A 16222-nucleotide genomic window follows, 5' to 3' on the forward strand; every position below is an offset into this window, starting at 1 on the left:
TCCGGCCTGCCGATGGCCCGATCCGGCTCAGCCCCGGGCAGCGCTACCTCGGCCTCGACCTCGGGACGAAGACGATCGGACTGGCCCTTTCCGATGCCGGACACCGGATCGCCTCGCCCTATGCCACGATCGCGCGGAAGAAGTTCAGTGCGGATGCCGCCGAACTCGGGCGGATCATCGCCAGGGAGGGCGTTGCCGCCCTGGTGCTCGGCCTGCCGGTGAACATGGACGGCACCGAAGGGCCGCGCTGCCAGGCCACCCGCGCCTTCGCCCGCAACCTGGCGCAGCTGCAGCCGCTGCCGGTCGCGCTGTGGGACGAGCGGATGAGCAGCGTCGCGGTCGAGCGGATGATGGTCGAGGCCGACCTCAGTCGCGCCCGCCGCGCGGAACTGGTGGACAAGCTGGCGGCCAGCTACATCCTGCAGAGCTATCTGGACTGGGTCGGCAGCCAGCCGGCGGCCTGAGCCCTACTCCATTCCGAGCAGGCGGTAGATGCGCTTGGTGTAGTCGCCGAAGCGTTCGGTGGTCTTCACGTCCAGACTGCGCGGGAACGGCAGGTCGATCTCGAAGAAATCGGCCATGCGCGCCGGGCCGGCCGTCAGCACCGCGCAGCGCGAGCCGAGGAAGACCGCCTCCTGGATGCTGTGGGTGACGAACAGGATCGTCTTGCGGCTCTCCTGCCAGATCCGCAGCATCTCCAGGTTCATCTTCTCGCGCGTCAGCGCATCCAGCGCGCCGAAGGGCTCGTCCATCAGGATCAGCTTCGGATCGTGCACCAGGGCGCGGGCGATGGCGGCACGCTGCTGCATGCCGCCGGAAAGCTCGTAGGGATACTTGTTCTCGAAACCGGCCAGGCCCACCATGGCCAGCAGGTCGCGGCCGCGCTCCCGCGCCGCCTTGCGCGGCAGGCCGAGGATGTCGGCGGGCAGCAGCACGTTGTCGAGGATGGTGCGCCATTTCAGCAGCAGGGCCTGCTGGAACACCATGCCGACATCGCGGCCCGGCGTGAACGGCGTGTCGCCGCCGATCTCCACCGTGCAGCCGGCATCGGCCTCGTGCAGGTCGGCCAGGATCTTGAGCACGGTCGTCTTGCCGCAGCCCGAGGGGCCGACCAGCGAGACCAGGTCACCCTCGTTGACGTCGAAGGTGACGTTGGAGACGGCGACGAAATCCCGGCCGCGGCCGCGATAGGTCTTGCGCACATTCTCCAGATGGATGAACGGCCTTTTGCCCGCCGGCGGCCGGCTCTCCTGCGCCATCATGACAGCCACCGCTCCAGATTGGCCTTCACGAAGGCGTCGTCCGACAGATCGGCATGCTCGCGGCTGACGCGGTCTAGCAGCTCGGCCTGGCCCGGGCTGAGGCCTTCATTCGGATCCAGGCACCAGATGCCTTCCAGCAGGCCCTGGCGACGCAGGATCTCGTGACAGCCGGCAATGCAGCCATGGAAGTTGTTGGCGACGTCGAAGAAGGCCGCATTGCAGTCCGTGACGCGGGCGTCCAGCCCGAGCAGTTCGGGCGAGACGCTGCCGGCGGCGACCGCGGCATGGGCCTTTTCCAGCAGCTTCACCGCCTGCTGGGTCCAGACCGACCAGTGGCCGAGCAGGCCGCCGACGAAGCGCAGGTTCACGGTCTCGTCGTCGCGCTTCACCGTGAAGGGAATGGTGAGGTCGAGGACGATATGGTCATCGTTGCCGGTATAGAGCGAGATGCGCTTCTCGGCCCGCGCCAGCGCGACCCCGCGCATCACGTCCAGCGTGCGATAGCGATGGAAGGGCGCCACCTTGATGGCGATCACGTTGTCGATGCTGGCGAAGCGGCGCCAGAATTCAGAATCCAGCACCACGCCGCCGACAGCCGGCTGCAGGTAGAAGCCGACCAGCGGGATCTCGGCCGCCACCGCCTCGCAGTGGGCGATGATGGCATCGAGGCTTTCATCCTTCATGGCGGCCAGGCTGAGCAGGCCGGCATGGTAGCCGAGCTTCACCGCAGTCTGCGCTTCCTTCACCGCCTGCGCCGTCTTGCCGGCCAGACCGCCGACCATGACCAGCGGACGATCGGTCCAGGCCCGGGCATCCTCCATGGCAGCCGACAGAACCGGCTCATACAGCCCGACATCGCGGATGGCGAACTGCGTGGTATGCACGCCGACCGCCAGCCCGCCCGAACCGGCATCGATGTAATAGCGGGTAAGCGCGCGCTGGCGCCGGCGGTCGAACTTGCGGTTGGCATCCAGCGCCAGCGGATGCGCGGGAATCACCACGCCCTTGCGCAGATTGGCCAGAACGTCCGCCGGCAGTTTGGAATGATGCAAACCCATGATCCTGTCCTCTGCTATCCGAATTCCGGTCCGGCCAGTACGAAACTGCGGCCGGGATCGCCATTGGAAACTGAAGTCCCGAGCGCCATGCGGCGGAAACCGCGCTGCACCGTGAAACCGCGTGCTCTCAGCTCGTCGCCGAGCATGGTCCAGCGGTCCGGCACATCGAGGAAAACCGGGCCGCCGACACGGTCGAGCGCATGACGCAGCAGATCCAGCGCGACGGTTTCGTCAGGCGCTGCCAGCGGGCCGATCTGCGTGGCCAGACGCCCGCTGCGCGCAACAACGAAACCGCCATCCTTCAGCATCGCCAGTTCCGGCTTGCGCGCGGTGAAGGAGCGCAGCAGCGGTTCGCGGGCGAAGCCGAACGACGCGGCGTCGAGTTTCAGGCAGGCGGCGAGATCGCCCGGCACGGCAGCGGCGGCCTTGCCGCTATCCTGCATCGCTCCCTGGCCCTGCCAGCGGGTGATGCCGAAAACCGGCTGGAAGCCGAGCGGCAGATAGACGTTTTCGCCTGCCGGTGTGGCGTCGAGATACGGCACGCAGCCGAGCGTCTGCAGCTCCGCAATGCAATGGCGCAGCAGATGGGTGCCGAGTCCCTTCTGCCGCCAGCTTGCCGTCACCAGCACCATGCTGATCCAGGCGAAATTGCCGTAGGGCAGGATCGCCGCGGTGGCGACCGGCCTGCCGCCCGTTTCCCCGCGGCAGGCGAAGACGCGGCCCTGCTGCAGGAAGATGCACCAGTCGTCTTCGGTCTGGTTCCAGCCGGCTTCAGCGGACAGCGCCAGCATCGCCGGCACTTCCGACTCATCAAGACGTTCGATGTCGAGCGTCTGCGCCAAGGCCGGCCTCAGTAGGTACCGTCGCGGACTTCGAAATGGGTCGGCTTGCCGAGGCTGCGGCCGCTGCGCGATACCCAGTCGGCGACCCAGTCCATCATGCTGGCCAGCGAAATGCGCGGGTAACCGAACAGCCGCGCGGCTTCGGCGGCATTGCTGAGCCAGGCGGTCGGCGCCTCCTCGCCGGTGATCTCCGCCTTCTTGCCGAAGCGCTTCGCGAAGCTTTCGGCCAGCCAGCGCACGGCAATCGTCTCCGGGCCGGTGACGTTCAGCGGCGAGGTCGGCACGGTGGCGGCCTTCAGGCAGCGCAGCGCCTGCGCATTGGCGTCGCCCTGCCAGATGACGTTGACATGACCCATGGTCACGTCGACCGGCTCGCCGCGCATCACGGCGACGGCCACGTCATGCAGAACGCCGTAGCGCAGGTCGATCGCGTAATTCAGGCGGAACAGCCGGCCCGGGGTTTTGTGGACCTGCGAGAAATGCTCGAACATGCGCTCGCGGCCGATGCAGGACATCGCATATTCGCCCGGCGGATTGGGCGGCGTCTCTTCCGTCGCGCCCTGGCTGGCCACCGGCACGAAGGGGTACACGCAGCCGGTCGAGAAGGCGACGATGCGCGACTCCCGGAAGCTCTCGGCCACAAGCGCCGGCACATGGGCGTTCATCGCCCAGGTCAGCGCCTGGTTGCCGCTGGCGCCGAACTTGCGGCCGGCCATGAAGATCACGTTCTTCACGCGTGGCAGCTTCTCCACCGCCGCGCGGTCCATCAGATCCGCCGCGACGGTCTCGATGCCGTGGCTTTCGAGATTCTCCTTCAGGCCCTTCTCGCTGAAGCGCGCCACGCCGATGACGCGCTTGCCCGGCGCGGCGCGTTTCGCCAGCCGCGCCAGGGTCGGCCCCATCTTGCCGCCGACGCCGAGGATCATGATGTCGCCGTCGGTGGCCTCCAGATCGGCGGCGAGCGCGCGGCTCGGCCGCGTCATGAACTCTTCCAGCGCGGCTTCATCCGGGAAGCCGGCCGGCAGCTCGGAATCGTCGAGCCAGACTTCGTTCTTCACGCCGAGTTTGGTCATGACGCAATCCTCGCATCCTTACGAACCAGCAGATGCTCGAGCAGCAGCACCAGCAGATACAGCGCGATGCCGAGCAGGGTGATGAGAATGACGGCCATGAACATGGCCGGGGTATCGAGCGCAGCCTGCACCTGGATCATCAGGTAGCCGAGCCCCTTGTCGGAGGAGATGAACTCGCCGACCACGGCGCCCGCGACAGCCAGGATGGCGGCCACTTTCATGCCGGAGAAGATGTAGGGCAGCGAACCGGGCAGCTGGATGTAGATGAAGGTCTGCCAGGGCGAGCCTTTCAGCGACTTCACCAGATCGAGCAGGTCAGGCTCGACCTCCTTCAGGCCGCGCACGGTGGTGAGCAGGATCGGGAAGAAGCAGAGCGACAGGGTGATCAGGATGTTGGTGCCGATGCCGTAGGAGAACCAGACGATGATCAGCGGTCCCAGCGCCACCTTGGGAATCATGTTCAGCGTGACGAACAGGGGAAATACCAGCAGCGTCAGCAGCCGCGACCAGGTGAACATCAGCGCCAGCAGCACGCCGGACACGACCGACAGCAGATAGCCGCCGAAGATTTCCTGCGCCGTCACCCAGCTGTTGCTCACCCAGGCATAGTTCGGCTTGGCCAGAGTGGCGAAAATCGCGCTCGGCGCCGGCAGGATGAAGGCCGGCAGGTTGGTGGCGCGGACGGCAAGCTCCCACAGGATGACGGCCGCGACATGGATCGCCAGGATCGTCAGCCAGCGCATGTAAGGGCCTTTCGGCTTGTCCAGTGGCGTATCCGCTTCGGCTGCAGCCATCTGCATTCCCCTTCTGCTGCTGCCCGGCAACCTAGCAGGGCGCCTTTTGCCAATCAACCAACCAGTTGATTGATGGCCCGTGAAAAAATCAGGCCCTCAGGGCCCCCATGGCAAAGGCGATGACGTGGCGCCGGCGTTCGGCAACCGCCTTCGGCGCATCCAGCGCGCGGCCGAAAATGGCGGAAAGCGTGCGGTTGTTGGAAAAGAAGAAATACGACAGGCCGGCAATGGAGATGTAGAGCTGCACCGGGTCGAGATCGGCGCGGAAGACACCCTCCTTCGCCCCCCGCTCGATGGTCTCCTGGATCAGGCTGACCAGCGGCGAATGCATTTCCTTCAGCCGGTGCGACCCGCGCACATGGCGGGCCTCCTGGCGATTCTCGTCGTTCAGCAGGGCGAGAAATTCCGGATGCTCGGCGAGATAGTCGAAGGAGAATCCGATCAGCCGCTCCATCGCGGCTTCCGGCGGCAGGTCGCCCAGATGCAGCTCCCGTTCGCGCTCGCGGATCTCGGCATAGACCGATTCCAGCGCGGCGGCGTAGATCTCTTCCTTGCTGCCGAAATAGTGATAGACGAGCTGTTTGTTGACGCCGGCGCGCTGCGCGATCTCGTCGATGCGGGCGCCGGCCAGTCCCTTGGCGGCGAATTCGACCACCGCAGCGTGCAGAAGCGCGGCCTTCGTCGCCACTGGATCGCGGCGCCGTCCGTCGCCCTCCTCCCGGGTTGCCGTGCGTTCCTGTGCGGAGCCTGCCATGGCGTTTCCTTATCATCCAACTGGTTGATTAATTATTGACCGGTTCGCCGGCGGATGGCTAGAGTTTGCCGCTCACCCGGCGGGAGGCCGGACGCGATCATGCATCAAAGGGGATTTCCATGACTTCACGCCGACTTCTTGCCATCGCGGTAGCGGCTGCCCTGCTGCCGGCCGGCGGCGCCCTCGCCCAGGCCAAGGACAAGGTCAACCTGCTGCTGAACTGGGTGCCGACCGCCGACCACTCGCCCTACTACTACGCCAAGGCGCAGGGCTGGTACGAGCAGGCCGGCCTGGATGTCAGCATCGAGAGCGGCAAGGGCTCGGGCGTTTCGGCCCAGCGCGTCGGCGCGGGCAACACCGAATTCGCCATCGCCGACATGGCGACGGCGCTCGTCGCCAAGAGCAAGGGCGCCGACCTGGTCGCGGTCATGACCGTCTATGCGAATTCCCCGCAGGGCTTCTACTGGCTGAAGAGCTCCGGCATCACCGGCCCCAAGGATTTCCCGGGCAGGAAGCTGGGCAACCCGCCGGGCGACGCTTCGCGCGTGATGTGGCCGGCCTTCGCCAAACAGGTCGGCATCGCGACCGACAGCGTGACCTTCGTCAACGTCACGCCGCAGGCCAAGGTCGCGTCGCTGAAGAGCAAGGCGATCGACATCACCAGCGACTTCTACAACGAGCATGACCTGAAGGTGCGTGAGTTCGGCGACGATCTCGGCTTCGTTGCGTGGCGCAATATTGGCCTGAACCTGTACGGCAACTCGATCATCGTGAACGGCGACTACATCGCCAAGAACAAGGACAAGGTCGCCAAGTTCGTGGCGGTGTCGCAGAAGGCCTTCGCCGCCTGCGTCGCCGATGTCAGCCCCTGCCTGAAAGCCCTGATGAGCAGCGTCAGCGGCCTCGACGAAGCCAACCAGCGCGACCAGTGGAACCGCATCAAGGAACTGATGACGGATCCGACCACCACCGGCGTTGCGCTGGGCGCCTTCGATGCCAAGCGCATGCAGGCCGACTATGAGATGGTGAAGACCTATTTCGGCATGGAGAAGGATTTCGACATCGCCAAGGTCTACACCAACGAATTCCTCGACAAGAACGTGAAGATGACCAAGTAGGCGGCTCGCTGCGGGCTGCACCGGAACGCGGGGCCAAAAGCCCCGCGTTTTCTGTTTCCGATTACTCCGTAGCGGGAGTTTTTACTGGCCCGGCCGGCAATCTCTGCTAGGCTTGTCCCAACCGGCGGTACAGCCGGAATCTCCGCCCGGACGTCAGACAGGCTTCCATGACCGATTTCGCCCTTCCCGCCGGCCAGCCCGCCGCCCCTGCCAACCGTGACATCAAGGTGATGGCGCTGATCGGCATCGCCCATGGCTGCAGCCACTTCTTCCAGCTGGTGCTGCCACCGCTGTTTCCCTTCCTGAAGGATGTCTTTGCGGTCAGCTACACCCAGCTCGGCCTGGTGATGACGCTGTTCTACGTCACCTCCGGCGTGTTGCAGACGCCGGCCGGCTTCCTGGTCGACCGCGTCGGCGCACGCAACGTGCTGATCGGCGGCCTGGCGATCTTCTGCACCGCGATCCTCCTCTACGGCCTGGTGCCGAGTTTCTGGATGCTGATCCCGGTGGCCATCCTCGCCGGCATCGGCAATTCCGTCTTCCATCCGGCCGATTTCTCGATCCTCAATGCTTCGGTGGACCAGAAGCGGCTCGGCCGCGCCTACGGCACCCACACGCTGGGCGGTAATCTCGGCTGGGCGCTGGCTCCGGTTCTGATGGCCAGCGGCGCCGCCCTGTTCGGCTGGCGCGCCGCGCCGATCATCGCCGCGCTGGTCGGCTACGCCATCCTGGCCGCCCTGCTGCTGAACCGCGACCTGCTGAAGGAAGATGCCGGCGCCGCACGGCGCGAAGCCGCCGCCAAAGGCCAGGCGCAGGCGGCGCTGGGCCCGCTGCTCACCATGCCCGTGGTGATGTGCTTCCTGTACTTCCTGCTGCTGTCCTTTGCGCTGATTGGCGTGCAGAACTTTCTGCCTGCGACGCTGGATGCGCTCTACGGCACGCCGCTGGCGCTGGCCACCACGGCGCTGACCGCCTTCCTGCTCGGCGCTTCGGTGGGCGTCATGGTCGGCGGCCATGTCGCCGACAAGGGCGTGAAGCTGGAGGTGATCGTGATCAGCGGCCTGCTCGGCGCGGCCGCCATGATGCTGCTGGTCGCCAACCTGAACCTGCCGGGCTTTCTGCTGGTCGGCGCGGTTGCCGGCGCCGGCTTCCTGCAGGGCTTCACCACGCCGTCGCGCGACCTGATCGTGCGCGGCGCCGCCCCCAAGGGCGCCTCGGGCCGCGTCTTCGGCTTCGTCTATTCGGGCCTCGATGCCGGCTCGGCGCTGGCGCCGCTGGCGATCGGTCTGCTGCTCGACCACGGCATGCCCCACGCGGTTCTGTGGTTCGTCGCCGCCATGCTGGCGCTGACCACGCTGACCGCGGTGGCGATCCGCAAGCGCTCGACCCTGCCGGCCGCCGCCTAGCGGCTGCCGATCCAGTCCAGTAATTCGCGGTCGAAGGCTTCGGGCTCTTCCAGCATCGGCGCGTGGCTGCTGCGTTCGAAGACGCGTACCGTGAGGTCGCGGAACCTGTCGCGCACCGGCTCCCAGGTATGGGCCGGCGGCACGAGGAAATCGTAGCGGCCCAATCCGAGGAAGGCCGGCGCGCGGATGTCCGGCGCCAGGGCGGCGAGATCCATGTCCGGAATGACCTTGCCCCAGACATGGTCGAACATCGCCATGTTGGTTTCGATGCCTTCCCAGAGCGGCGCGGCGTCAAAGGTGTAGTCGAACCAGCTTTTCGCCGCCGTGGCGAGGCAGAAGGAGACGAAGGCCTTCTCCGGCGCCGCCTCGATCATGGCCGGCAGCCGGGCCATGGCCTCCGCCAGCGCCGCCTTGCGTTCGGGGCAGACGGAATCGGCCAGGTAGCGTTCGGCCGCCGCATGACCGGCCGGCGTGTAATCCGCCCCCATGCAGAGCATCACCAGATGCGAGACATGCTCCGGATACCGGCGCGCATAATCCAGCGCCATGAAGCCATGGCCGGAATGGCCGATGATCACCACCCTGTCGAAGCCGAGCTGCTGCCGCACCTGCTCGATGTCGGCGGTCAGCTTCTCCATGCCGAACTGCGCGACGTCGGTGCTGCGGCTGCCCGGAGCGAAGCCGCGGTGGTCCATGAAGGCAATGCGCAGGTGCCGCCGCAAAGTCTGCGAAAAGCAGCGCGCGTAATAGAGCGAGGAGCCAACCACGATGGCCGGCCGCCCCTCGCCCTCGACGATATAGGACAGGCGGAAGCAGTCGGTCTCGACGGCGCCGCGGACGGTCTCACTCATTCCAGGAACTCTGATGGTGGACTCAGCCGGGAAGCGTCTCGGCGTGATAGGTCTTGCTGATGACCTGCCAGCGGCCGTCCAGCCGGATCAGGCTGAGGTAATCGGTGAAAAGGCGCGGCAGAATCGCGCAGGTCAGCTTGACCATCGCCGTGTTCGGCCCGGTCAGGTCGATCGAGAGGATGCGCTCATGCTCGCGCCCCTGCCCCTTTGACTTCGGCGACGGCCGGGAGCCGACCATCTCGCACCACTGTTCGCGCGGCACGTTGACCAGCTTGTCGTCGATGGAGGCGAACAGGCTGGAGGCCGGGTGAAAGGCCTGGCGCAGCTTCTCCGGATCCCCCTCGTAAAGCCCGTCCAGGTAAACCTGCACGGTGGAGAGAATGGCGTCGATCTGCGCGTTGTTCATGGCGGGATTCCTCTACTGAACGGTCTTCTGGCCGGCCGCAGGTGACCAGCGGTCGAATGGGGCGTCAAGAGATACAATGCACTGCAGCATCGCCGAAGGTCCAACCCCGAAAGGGGTTGCGTCGCGGTCCGGCTTAGGCTCTCATATATGAGATATAAAAATGCCCCGGCGATCAACGCCGGCACGAGGAACGCTTACCGCCGCCTTGAACAGGAAGCCGGCGGCTCCCCGGACTGATCGGCCGTCTACGGACGTGCCGGGATCGAGTTTCGAGTTTGCGCGTACCGGCCCCGTCTCCGTACGGGCCGGCCAAAGAATAACGGCAGACAACCTTCGGGAGGACGTATCGGCATGTGGAAGTTTACCAGGCGCGATGTCATCAAGACCACGATCGGCGCAGCGGCCGCCAGCGCCGGCGGCGCCCTGCTGCCCGGCCATGTAATGGCGCAGCAGGCGCCGAAGCTGGAAATCGAGAAAGGCGCCAAGCTGCGACTGCTGCGCTGGAGCCAGTTCGTTCAGGGCGATATCGACACCTGGATGGCCAACACCAAGAAGTTCACCGAGAAGACCGGCGTGGAGGTCCGCGTCGATCGCGAGGCCTGGCCGGATGTGGCGCCGAAGGCTTCGGTGGCGGCGAATGTCGGCTCCGGCCCGGACATCATCCTCGACTTCTTCGACGTGCCGCATCTCTTCGCCGACAAGCTCGTCGACCTGACCGACATCGCCACTTATCTCGGCGACAAGTATGGCGGCTGGTTCCCGGTAGCTGAGCGCTATGCCAAGCGCGACGGCCGCTGGATCGGCCTGCCGCTGGGCGCGGCCGGTGCCTGCATGGTCTACCGCAAGAGCCATGTGGAAGCAGCCGGCTTCAAGGAGTTCCCCAAGGATACGGACGGATTCCTCAAGCTCTGCCAGGCCCTGCATGCCAAGGGCACGCCGGCAGGCTTCGCGCTGGGCAACGCGGTCGGTGACGGGTCCTGGACCTACTGGCTGATCTGGGCCTTCGGCGGCAAGATCGTCGACGACAACAACAACGTCGTGATCAACAGCCCTGAGACGATCAAGGCGCTGGAATACGCCAAGCAGCTCTATCCGACCTTCATCCCGGGCACGCTGGGCTGGCTCGACCCGAACAACAACAAGGCCTTCCTCGACGGCCAGGTCAGCCTAACCAACAACGGCATCTCGGTCTACTACGCCGCGAAGAACTCGCAGGATCCGAAGATCAAGGCGCTGGCCGACGACATCGAGCACGCCAACTTCCCGATCGGCCCGGTCGGCCGGCCGACGGAGCTGCATCTCTTCAGCCAGGCCTACGTGTTCAAGTACTGCAAATTCCCGAATGCGGCGAAGGCCTACCTGCAGTTCATGTGGGAGAAGGAGCAGTACGAGCCGTGGCAGGAAGCCTCCATCGGCTACATCACCCATCCGCTGAAGGGCTACGAGCAGAACAAGGTCTGGTCGTCGGATCCGAAGGCACTGCCCTACCGCGACACGGTGAAGAACATGCTGTGGCACGGCTATTCGGGCCAGCTCGGCTATTCCTCGGCGGCCGCGCTGAACGATTACATCGTCAACAACATGGTCGCGCAGGCGGCTTCGGGCTCCAAGACGCCGAAGGAGGCGGTGGAAGAGGCCGAGAAGCGGCTGCTGCGCGTCTACAAGGTGTAATCGTCCGGGGCGGCGCGGCGACGCGCCGCCCCTATCCTTTTCAGTCGCTTCCCTGTGACAGATCGGCCCCGCATGACTCATTCCGTTCCGCTCTGGGACCGCCTCAAAAATCACAACGGCGTGCTTTCGGTGCTCTTCATGGCGCCCGCCGCCATCCTGCTGCTGGTCTTCCTGACCTACCCCCTCGGCCTGGGAATCTGGCTCGGCTTCACCGATACCCGCATCGGCCGGCCAGGCATCTTCATCGGCTGGGAGAACTATCTCTCGCTGCTGGATGACTCGATTTTCCTGAAATCGGTCTTCAACACCATCCTCTACACGGCCGTGGCGACGGTCTTCAAATTCGCGCTCGGCCTGTGGCTGGCCCTGCTGCTGAACCGCCACCTGCCGATGCAGGCGATCATCCGGGCCGTGGTGCTGCTGCCCTATATCGTGCCGACGGTGCTATCGGCCATTGCCTTCTGGTGGATCTACGACTCCCAGTTTTCGATCATCTCCTGGATGCTCACCAAGATGGGGCTGATCGACGCCTATATCGATTTTCTCGGCAACGAGAACAATGCCCGTGCCGCGGTGATCGCCGCCAACATCTGGCGCGGCATCCCCTTCGTGGCGATTTGCCTGCTCGCCGGCCTGCAGACCATCTCGCCCAGCCTCTACGAAGCCGCCTCGCTGGACGGCGCCAATGCCTGGCAGCGGTTCTGGTATGTGACCGTGCCGAACCTGCTGCCGGTGCTCAGCATCGTGCTGACCTTCTCGATCCTCTTCACCTTCACCGACTTCCAGCTGATCTACGCGATCACCCGCGGCGGCCCCAATAACGCCACCCATCTGATGGCCACGCTGGCCTTCCAGCGCGGCATCAACGGCGGCATGCTGGGCGAAGGCGCGGCCATCGCGATTGCCATGGTGCCTTTCCTAGTGGTGTCCACGGCCGTGACCTATCTCGGCCTGCAGCGGCAGAAATGGCAGTGAGGAGCGCCCGGCCATGACCGCAGACGCCAACATCGCTTCCCGGGCCGACCACCGCGAAGGCATGCAGTATCTGGAGACTATCCCGCGCAAGGTGGTCACGCTCTGGGTGCCGCTGATCGTCTTCCTGATCGTGCTGCTGTTCCCGTTCTACTGGATGGCGCTGACCACCTTCAAACCGAACAGCGAGCTGCTGAACTATTCCGACTTCAACCCGCTCTGGGTGGTGGAGCCGACGCTCGACAACATCAAGAAGCTGCTGTTCGACACACCCTATCCCGAATGGCTGCTGACCACGATGACCGTCGCCGTGGGATCGACTGTGCTGTCACTGTTCTGTTCAGTGCTGGCGGCCTACGCCATTGCCCGGTTGCGCTTCCGGGGCTCCGACGGCGTCGGGCTGGCGATCTTCCTCGCCTATCTGGTACCGCCGAGCATCCTGTTCATCCCGCTCGCCACCATGATCTTCGAACTGGGCCTCTACGACAGCATGTGGGCCCTGATCCTCACCTATCCGACCTTCCTGATCCCCTTCTGCACCTGGCTGCTGATCGGCTACTTCAAGACGCTGCCCTTCGAGCTGGAGGAATGCGCCCTGATCGACGGCGCCTCGCGCTTCCAGATCCTGATCAAGATCATCCTGCCGCTCAGCCTGCCCGGCCTGATTTCGGCCGGCATCTTCGCCTTCACCCTGAGCTGGAACGAGTTCATCTATGCGCTGGCCTTCATCTCCTCGTCGGAAAACAAGACCGTGCCGGTCGGTGTGCTGACCGAACTGGTGGAGGGCGACGTCTATCACTGGGGATCGCTGATGGCGGGCGCGCTGTTCGGCTCGCTTCCCGTCGCGGTGCTCTATTCCTTCTTCGTCGACTACTACGTCGCCAGCCTGACCGGCGCCGTGAAGGAATAGGTCACTCCAGCCGCTGGTATTTCAGCGGCAGCAGGTCGGCCGGATTGTAGGCGGTCAGCCCGCCACTGGCGGCCAGCAGCACGCGGGCCTCCGGCGCGAAGTCGCGCAGCATCTCGCGGCAGATGCCGCAGGGCGCGACCACGGCGATCTCCTGGTTCTTCTCGGTCGGACGCGGATGACGCACCGAGACGATCGCCTCGATGGGATCCTCATCGCCGGCACCGGACGCCATGGCCTGCCCGACCGCCACCGCCTCGGCGCAGACCGAGGCGCGGCCGACATAGGTATCCAGATGCAGCCCGGTGAAAATGCGGCCCGAGCGGGTCCGCAGCGCGGCGGCGATATGGTGGCGGCCGACCCTGTAGCGGGCCGTAATCAGTGCCTTGGCGGCATCGATCAGGGCCTGGTCTTCCGGTCTGACGGACTGGATGTTCATCCGAGCTGCTGCAGCGCCTCGGTCAGCCGGGCCGAAAGCTGGGACTGCACGACGCGGCGCTCACGCTGCTCTTCCACCACATGTTCGGGCGCGCGTGACACGAAGGTGGCATCGGCGAGCTTGGCGTCGATCTTGGCGATCTCGGCCTCGGCCTTGTCGCGTTCCTTGGCCAGCCGCGCCTTCTCCTTGGCGAGATCGATCACGTTGGCCAGTGGCAGCACGAAGGTGGTCTCGTCGACCACGACACGGGCGGAGCCCTGCGGCGCGGGCTGGTTCTCCGAGATCGTCTCGATGCGGGCCAGACGCTTGATCGGGTCGGCATGGCGGGCCAGCCGCGCCGCCGTGTCGGCATTGCCGCCATTGGCGATCATGGCGATCTTAGCGGCCGCCGGCACGTTCAGCGCCGAACGGGCGCCGCGGATGCCGTCGATCAGACGGATCAGCCAGCCAATCTCCTCGGCCGCGGCCCTGTCTTCGGCGCGCGCGCCGTCATTCGGCCAGTCGCGTAGCATCAGGTAGCCACCGGGGGCACCGAAAAGCTTGCCCCACAGTTCTTCCGTGACGAAGGGCATGAAGGGATGCAGCAGGTGGATCAGCTGCCGCAGCACATAGGCGCAGGTCGCCTGCGTCTCGGCCTTCAGGGCAGCATCGTCGCCATTCAGTGCCGGCTTGATCAGTTCGAGATACCAGTCGCAGAAGGTACCCCAGGTGAAGTGATACAGCGCGCCAGCGGCCTCGTTGAACTTGTAGGCCTCCAGCGCCGCATCGACATCGCGGGCCGCCTGGCCAAGCCGGCCCAGAATCCACTTGTTCACGATGCCCTGTACCTTCGCCGGATCGAAATCGGCCGGCAGGGCGCAACCGTTCATCTCGGCGAAGCGGGCGGCGTTCCACAGCTTGGTGGCGAAGTTGCGATAACCCTCGACGCGCTGCTCCGACATCTTCACGTCGCGGCCCTGGGCAGCGAGAATCGCCAGCGTGAAGCGCAGAGCATCGGCACCGTATTTGCCGATGATGTCCAGGGGGTCCATGACGTTGCCCTTGGTCTTGGACATCTTCTGGCCCTTCTCGTCGCGGACCAGGGCATGGATGTAGACCGTGTGGAACGGCGCCTTCTTGGTGAAATGCAGCCCCATCATGATCATCCGGGCGACCCAGAAGAAGATGATGTCAAAGCCGGTGACCAGCACGTCGGTCGGGTAATGCGATTTCAGCAGGGCGGTCTCTTCCGGCCAGCCGAGCGTGGAGAACGGCCACAGCGCCGACGAGAACCAGGTGTCCAGCACGTCCTCGTCGCGCTTCAGCTCGACGGCCTTGCCGTAATGCTTCGTGGCTTCGGCCTGCGCCTCGGCCTCGTCATAGGCGACGAAGACCTTGCCGTCCGGCCCGTACCAGGCCGGGATCTGGTGGCCCCACCAGAGCTGGCGCGAGATGCACCAGGGCTGGATGTTGCGCATCCACTCGAAATAGGTCTTTTCCCAGTTCTTCGGCACGAACTGGATATCGCCCTTCTCCACCGCCTCGATGGAGGGCTTCGCCAGAACCTCGGCATTCACATACCACTGCTCTGTCAGCCAGGGCTCGATCACCACCTGCGAGCGATCGCCATGAGGCACCATGTGGGTGTTCGGCTCGATCTTCTCGACCAGGCCGAGCTCCTCCAGATCGGCGACGATCTGCTTGCGCGCCTTGAAGCGCTCCAGCCCGCGATACTTCTCCGGCACGTTCTCGTTCAGATGGGCGTGCTTGTCGAAGATGTTAATCATCTCGAGGTTATGGCGCTTGCCGACCTCGAAGTCGTTGAAGTCGTGCGCCGGCGTGATCTTCACCGCGCCGGATCCCTTCTCGGGATCGGAATACTCGTCGGCGACGATCGGAATGCGGCGGCCGACCAGCGGCAGGATGGCGTATTTGCCGACCAGATGCCTGTAGCGCTCGTCCTCGGGATGCACCGCGACGCCCGTGTCGCCAAGCATGGTCTCGGGCCGCGTCGTCGCCACCGTGATGAAGGTATTCTCCATTCCCTCAACGGGATAGCGGAAATACCAGAGGTGAGATTTCACTTCATGCTGCTCGACCTCCAGATCGGAGATCGCGGTCAGCAGCTTGGGGTCCCAGTTGACCAGCCGCTTGTCCTTGTAGATCAGGCCTTCGCGGTAGAGCTCGACAAAGACCTTGCGCACGGCCGCCGAGAGGCCCTCGTCCATGGTGAAGCGCTCGCGGCTCCAGTCGCAGCTTTCGCCCAGCCGGCGCTGCTGGCCGGTGATCATACCGCCGGATTCCGCCTTCCACTGCCAGACCCGCTCGACGAATTTCTCGCGACCCATGTCGTGGCGGTTCTGCTGTTTCTCGGCCAGCTGGCGCTCGACCACCATCTGGGTCGCGATACCGGCATGGTCGGTGCCAGGCTGCCAGAGCGCGTCGCGGCCGCGCATGCGCTGCCAGCGGATCAGGATGTCCTGCAGCGTGTGATTCAGGGCATGGCCCATATGCAGGCTGCCGGTGACGTTCGGCGGCGGCAGGGCGATCGTGTAGGGCTTGCCGGACTTGATCCCGGGCCGGAAACAGCCGTCAGCCTCCCAGGCCTGATAGAGGCGGGTTTCCACGTCCTGGGGGGAATAGGTCTTGTCCAGCATTACGGCTACTCGGCAATGGCTCGGCGATGTCTC

16 protein-coding genes are annotated in these 16222 nt (G+C 65.2%); 6 read left to right on the forward strand and 10 right to left on the reverse strand.

The genetic code is table 11. The features are described from left to right. Positions 1-20: 20 nt before the first annotated feature. Entirely contained in the window at positions 21-464 is a 444-nt protein-coding gene (gene ruvX / locus VKZ87_RS15210; RefSeq protein WP_324222151.1) for a Holliday junction resolvase RuvX, read from the forward strand. Between the two features lie 3 nt (positions 465-467). Here the strand turns inward: ruvX and VKZ87_RS15215 are convergent, their stop codons facing one another. From VKZ87_RS15215 to VKZ87_RS15240, 6 genes are all read right to left on the reverse strand, one after another. Beyond that, positions 468-1262: an ABC transporter ATP-binding protein gene (locus VKZ87_RS15215; RefSeq protein WP_324222114.1), complete on the reverse strand. Its 795-nt coding sequence runs from the start codon at positions 1260-1262 to the stop codon at positions 468-470. Continuing rightward, positions 1259-2320 carry a dihydrodipicolinate synthase family protein gene (locus VKZ87_RS15220; protein ID WP_324222115.1) on the reverse strand — a complete coding sequence of 354 codons (1062 nt, stop codon included), beginning with the start codon at positions 2318-2320 and terminating at the stop codon, positions 1259-1261. The genes VKZ87_RS15215 and VKZ87_RS15220 overlap by 4 nt, the downstream gene beginning before the upstream one ends. 14 nt (positions 2321-2334) lie before the next feature. Next, positions 2335-3162: a GNAT family N-acetyltransferase gene (locus VKZ87_RS15225; RefSeq protein WP_324222116.1), complete on the reverse strand. Its 828-nt coding sequence runs from the start codon at positions 3160-3162 to the stop codon at positions 2335-2337. An 8-nt stretch (positions 3163-3170) separates the two neighbouring features. Then, a complete protein-coding gene (locus VKZ87_RS15230) occupies positions 3171-4235 on the reverse strand; it encodes an NAD-dependent epimerase/dehydratase family protein (protein WP_324222117.1) in 1065 nt (354 codons plus the stop codon). Further along, positions 4232-5029, reverse strand: a complete 798-nt coding sequence (locus tag VKZ87_RS15235) for an ABC transporter permease (protein WP_324222118.1) — start codon at positions 5027-5029, stop codon at positions 4232-4234. The genes VKZ87_RS15230 and VKZ87_RS15235 overlap by 4 nt, the downstream gene beginning before the upstream one ends. Before the next feature lie 88 nt (positions 5030-5117). Beyond that, complete coding sequence (locus VKZ87_RS15240; protein WP_324222119.1) at positions 5118-5783, reverse strand: TetR/AcrR family transcriptional regulator; 666 nt, start codon at positions 5781-5783, stop codon at positions 5118-5120. 119 nt (positions 5784-5902) lie between these two features. Between VKZ87_RS15240 and VKZ87_RS15245 the strand changes: the two genes are divergently transcribed. Together VKZ87_RS15245 and VKZ87_RS15250 are read left to right on the forward strand one after the other, a co-directional pair. Beyond that, positions 5903-6901 (forward strand): ABC transporter substrate-binding protein, encoded by a 999-nt coding sequence (locus VKZ87_RS15245; protein ID WP_324222120.1) that lies wholly within the window; start codon positions 5903-5905, stop codon positions 6899-6901. Positions 6902-7068: 167 nt separating this feature from the next. Further along, entirely contained in the window at positions 7069-8307 is a 1239-nt protein-coding gene (locus tag VKZ87_RS15250; RefSeq protein WP_324222121.1) for an MFS transporter, read from the forward strand. On the opposite strand, the gene VKZ87_RS15255 is transcribed toward VKZ87_RS15250, so the two are convergent. After that, positions 8304-9158 carry an alpha/beta hydrolase gene (locus VKZ87_RS15255; protein WP_324222122.1) on the reverse strand — a complete coding sequence of 285 codons (855 nt, stop codon included), beginning with the start codon at positions 9156-9158 and terminating at the stop codon, positions 8304-8306. The two genes, VKZ87_RS15250 and VKZ87_RS15255, sit on opposite strands and share 4 nt — an antisense overlap. Before the next feature lie 22 nt (positions 9159-9180). Beyond that, complete coding sequence (locus VKZ87_RS15260; RefSeq protein ID WP_324222123.1) at positions 9181-9564, reverse strand: nuclear transport factor 2 family protein; 384 nt, start codon at positions 9562-9564, stop codon at positions 9181-9183. A gap of 351 nt (positions 9565-9915) precedes the next feature. Here VKZ87_RS15260 and VKZ87_RS15265 point away from each other — a divergent pair, with 351 nt between their 5' ends. The 3 genes from VKZ87_RS15265 to VKZ87_RS15275 all read left to right on the forward strand — a co-directional run bounded on the left by VKZ87_RS15265 (position 9916) and on the right by VKZ87_RS15275 (position 13117). Further along, positions 9916-11235, forward strand: coding sequence for an ABC transporter substrate-binding protein (locus VKZ87_RS15265; RefSeq protein WP_324222124.1), 1320 nt, complete (start codon positions 9916-9918; stop codon positions 11233-11235). 72 nt (positions 11236-11307) lie between these two features. Beyond that, positions 11308-12210 (forward strand): sugar ABC transporter permease, encoded by a 903-nt coding sequence (locus VKZ87_RS15270; protein WP_324222125.1) that lies wholly within the window; start codon positions 11308-11310, stop codon positions 12208-12210. Between the two features lie 13 nt (positions 12211-12223). Further along, positions 12224-13117 (forward strand): carbohydrate ABC transporter permease, encoded by an 894-nt coding sequence (locus tag VKZ87_RS15275; protein WP_324222126.1) that lies wholly within the window; start codon positions 12224-12226, stop codon positions 13115-13117. A gap of 1 nt (position 13118) precedes the next feature. On the opposite strand, the gene VKZ87_RS15280 is transcribed toward VKZ87_RS15275, so the two are convergent. Continuing rightward, the gene (locus VKZ87_RS15280) at positions 13119-13553 is read right to left on the reverse strand and encodes a cytidine deaminase (RefSeq protein ID WP_324222127.1); all 435 of its coding nucleotides are present in this window, start codon (positions 13551-13553) and stop codon (positions 13119-13121) included. Continuing rightward, positions 13550-16189: a valine--tRNA ligase gene (locus tag VKZ87_RS15285; protein ID WP_324222128.1), complete on the reverse strand. Its 2640-nt coding sequence runs from the start codon at positions 16187-16189 to the stop codon at positions 13550-13552. The genes VKZ87_RS15280 and VKZ87_RS15285 overlap by 4 nt, the downstream gene beginning before the upstream one ends. Positions 16190-16222: the final 33 nt, after the last annotated feature.

Source organism: Ferrovibrio sp. (assembly GCF_035304305.1).
Lineage (GTDB): Bacteria > Pseudomonadota > Alphaproteobacteria > Ferrovibrionales > Ferrovibrionaceae > Ferrovibrio.

Bases quoted from the DNA above. Each gene is read 5' to 3' on its own strand.
- VKZ87_RS15215 (WP_324222114.1), bottom strand. From the start codon at position 1,262: ATGATGGCGCAGGAGAGCCGGCCGCCGGCGGGCAAAAGGCCGTTCATC.
- VKZ87_RS15220 (WP_324222115.1), bottom strand. From the start codon at position 2,320: ATGGGTTTGCATCATTCCAAACTGCCGGCGGACGTTCTGGCCAATCTG.
- VKZ87_RS15230 (WP_324222117.1), bottom strand. From the start codon at position 4,235: ATGACCAAACTCGGCGTGAAGAACGAAGTCTGGCTCGACGATTCCGAG.
- VKZ87_RS15235 (WP_324222118.1), bottom strand. From the start codon at position 5,029: ATGGCTGCAGCCGAAGCGGATACGCCACTGGACAAGCCGAAAGGCCCT.
- VKZ87_RS15240 (WP_324222119.1), bottom strand. From the start codon at position 5,783: ATGGCAGGCTCCGCACAGGAACGCACGGCAACCCGGGAGGAGGGCGAC.
- VKZ87_RS15245 (WP_324222120.1), top strand. From the start codon at position 5,903: ATGACTTCACGCCGACTTCTTGCCATCGCGGTAGCGGCTGCCCTGCTG.
- VKZ87_RS15250 (WP_324222121.1), top strand. From the start codon at position 7,069: ATGACCGATTTCGCCCTTCCCGCCGGCCAGCCCGCCGCCCCTGCCAAC.
- VKZ87_RS15255 (WP_324222122.1), bottom strand. From the start codon at position 9,158: ATGAGTGAGACCGTCCGCGGCGCCGTCGAGACCGACTGCTTCCGCCTG.
- VKZ87_RS15260 (WP_324222123.1), bottom strand. From the start codon at position 9,564: ATGAACAACGCGCAGATCGACGCCATTCTCTCCACCGTGCAGGTTTAC.
- VKZ87_RS15265 (WP_324222124.1), top strand. From the start codon at position 9,916: ATGTGGAAGTTTACCAGGCGCGATGTCATCAAGACCACGATCGGCGCA.
- VKZ87_RS15270 (WP_324222125.1), top strand. From the start codon at position 11,308: ATGACTCATTCCGTTCCGCTCTGGGACCGCCTCAAAAATCACAACGGC.
- VKZ87_RS15275 (WP_324222126.1), top strand. From the start codon at position 12,224: ATGACCGCAGACGCCAACATCGCTTCCCGGGCCGACCACCGCGAAGGC.
- VKZ87_RS15280 (WP_324222127.1), bottom strand. From the start codon at position 13,553: ATGAACATCCAGTCCGTCAGACCGGAAGACCAGGCCCTGATCGATGCC.
- VKZ87_RS15285 (WP_324222128.1), bottom strand. From the start codon at position 16,189: ATGCTGGACAAGACCTATTCCCCCCAGGACGTGGAAACCCGCCTCTAT.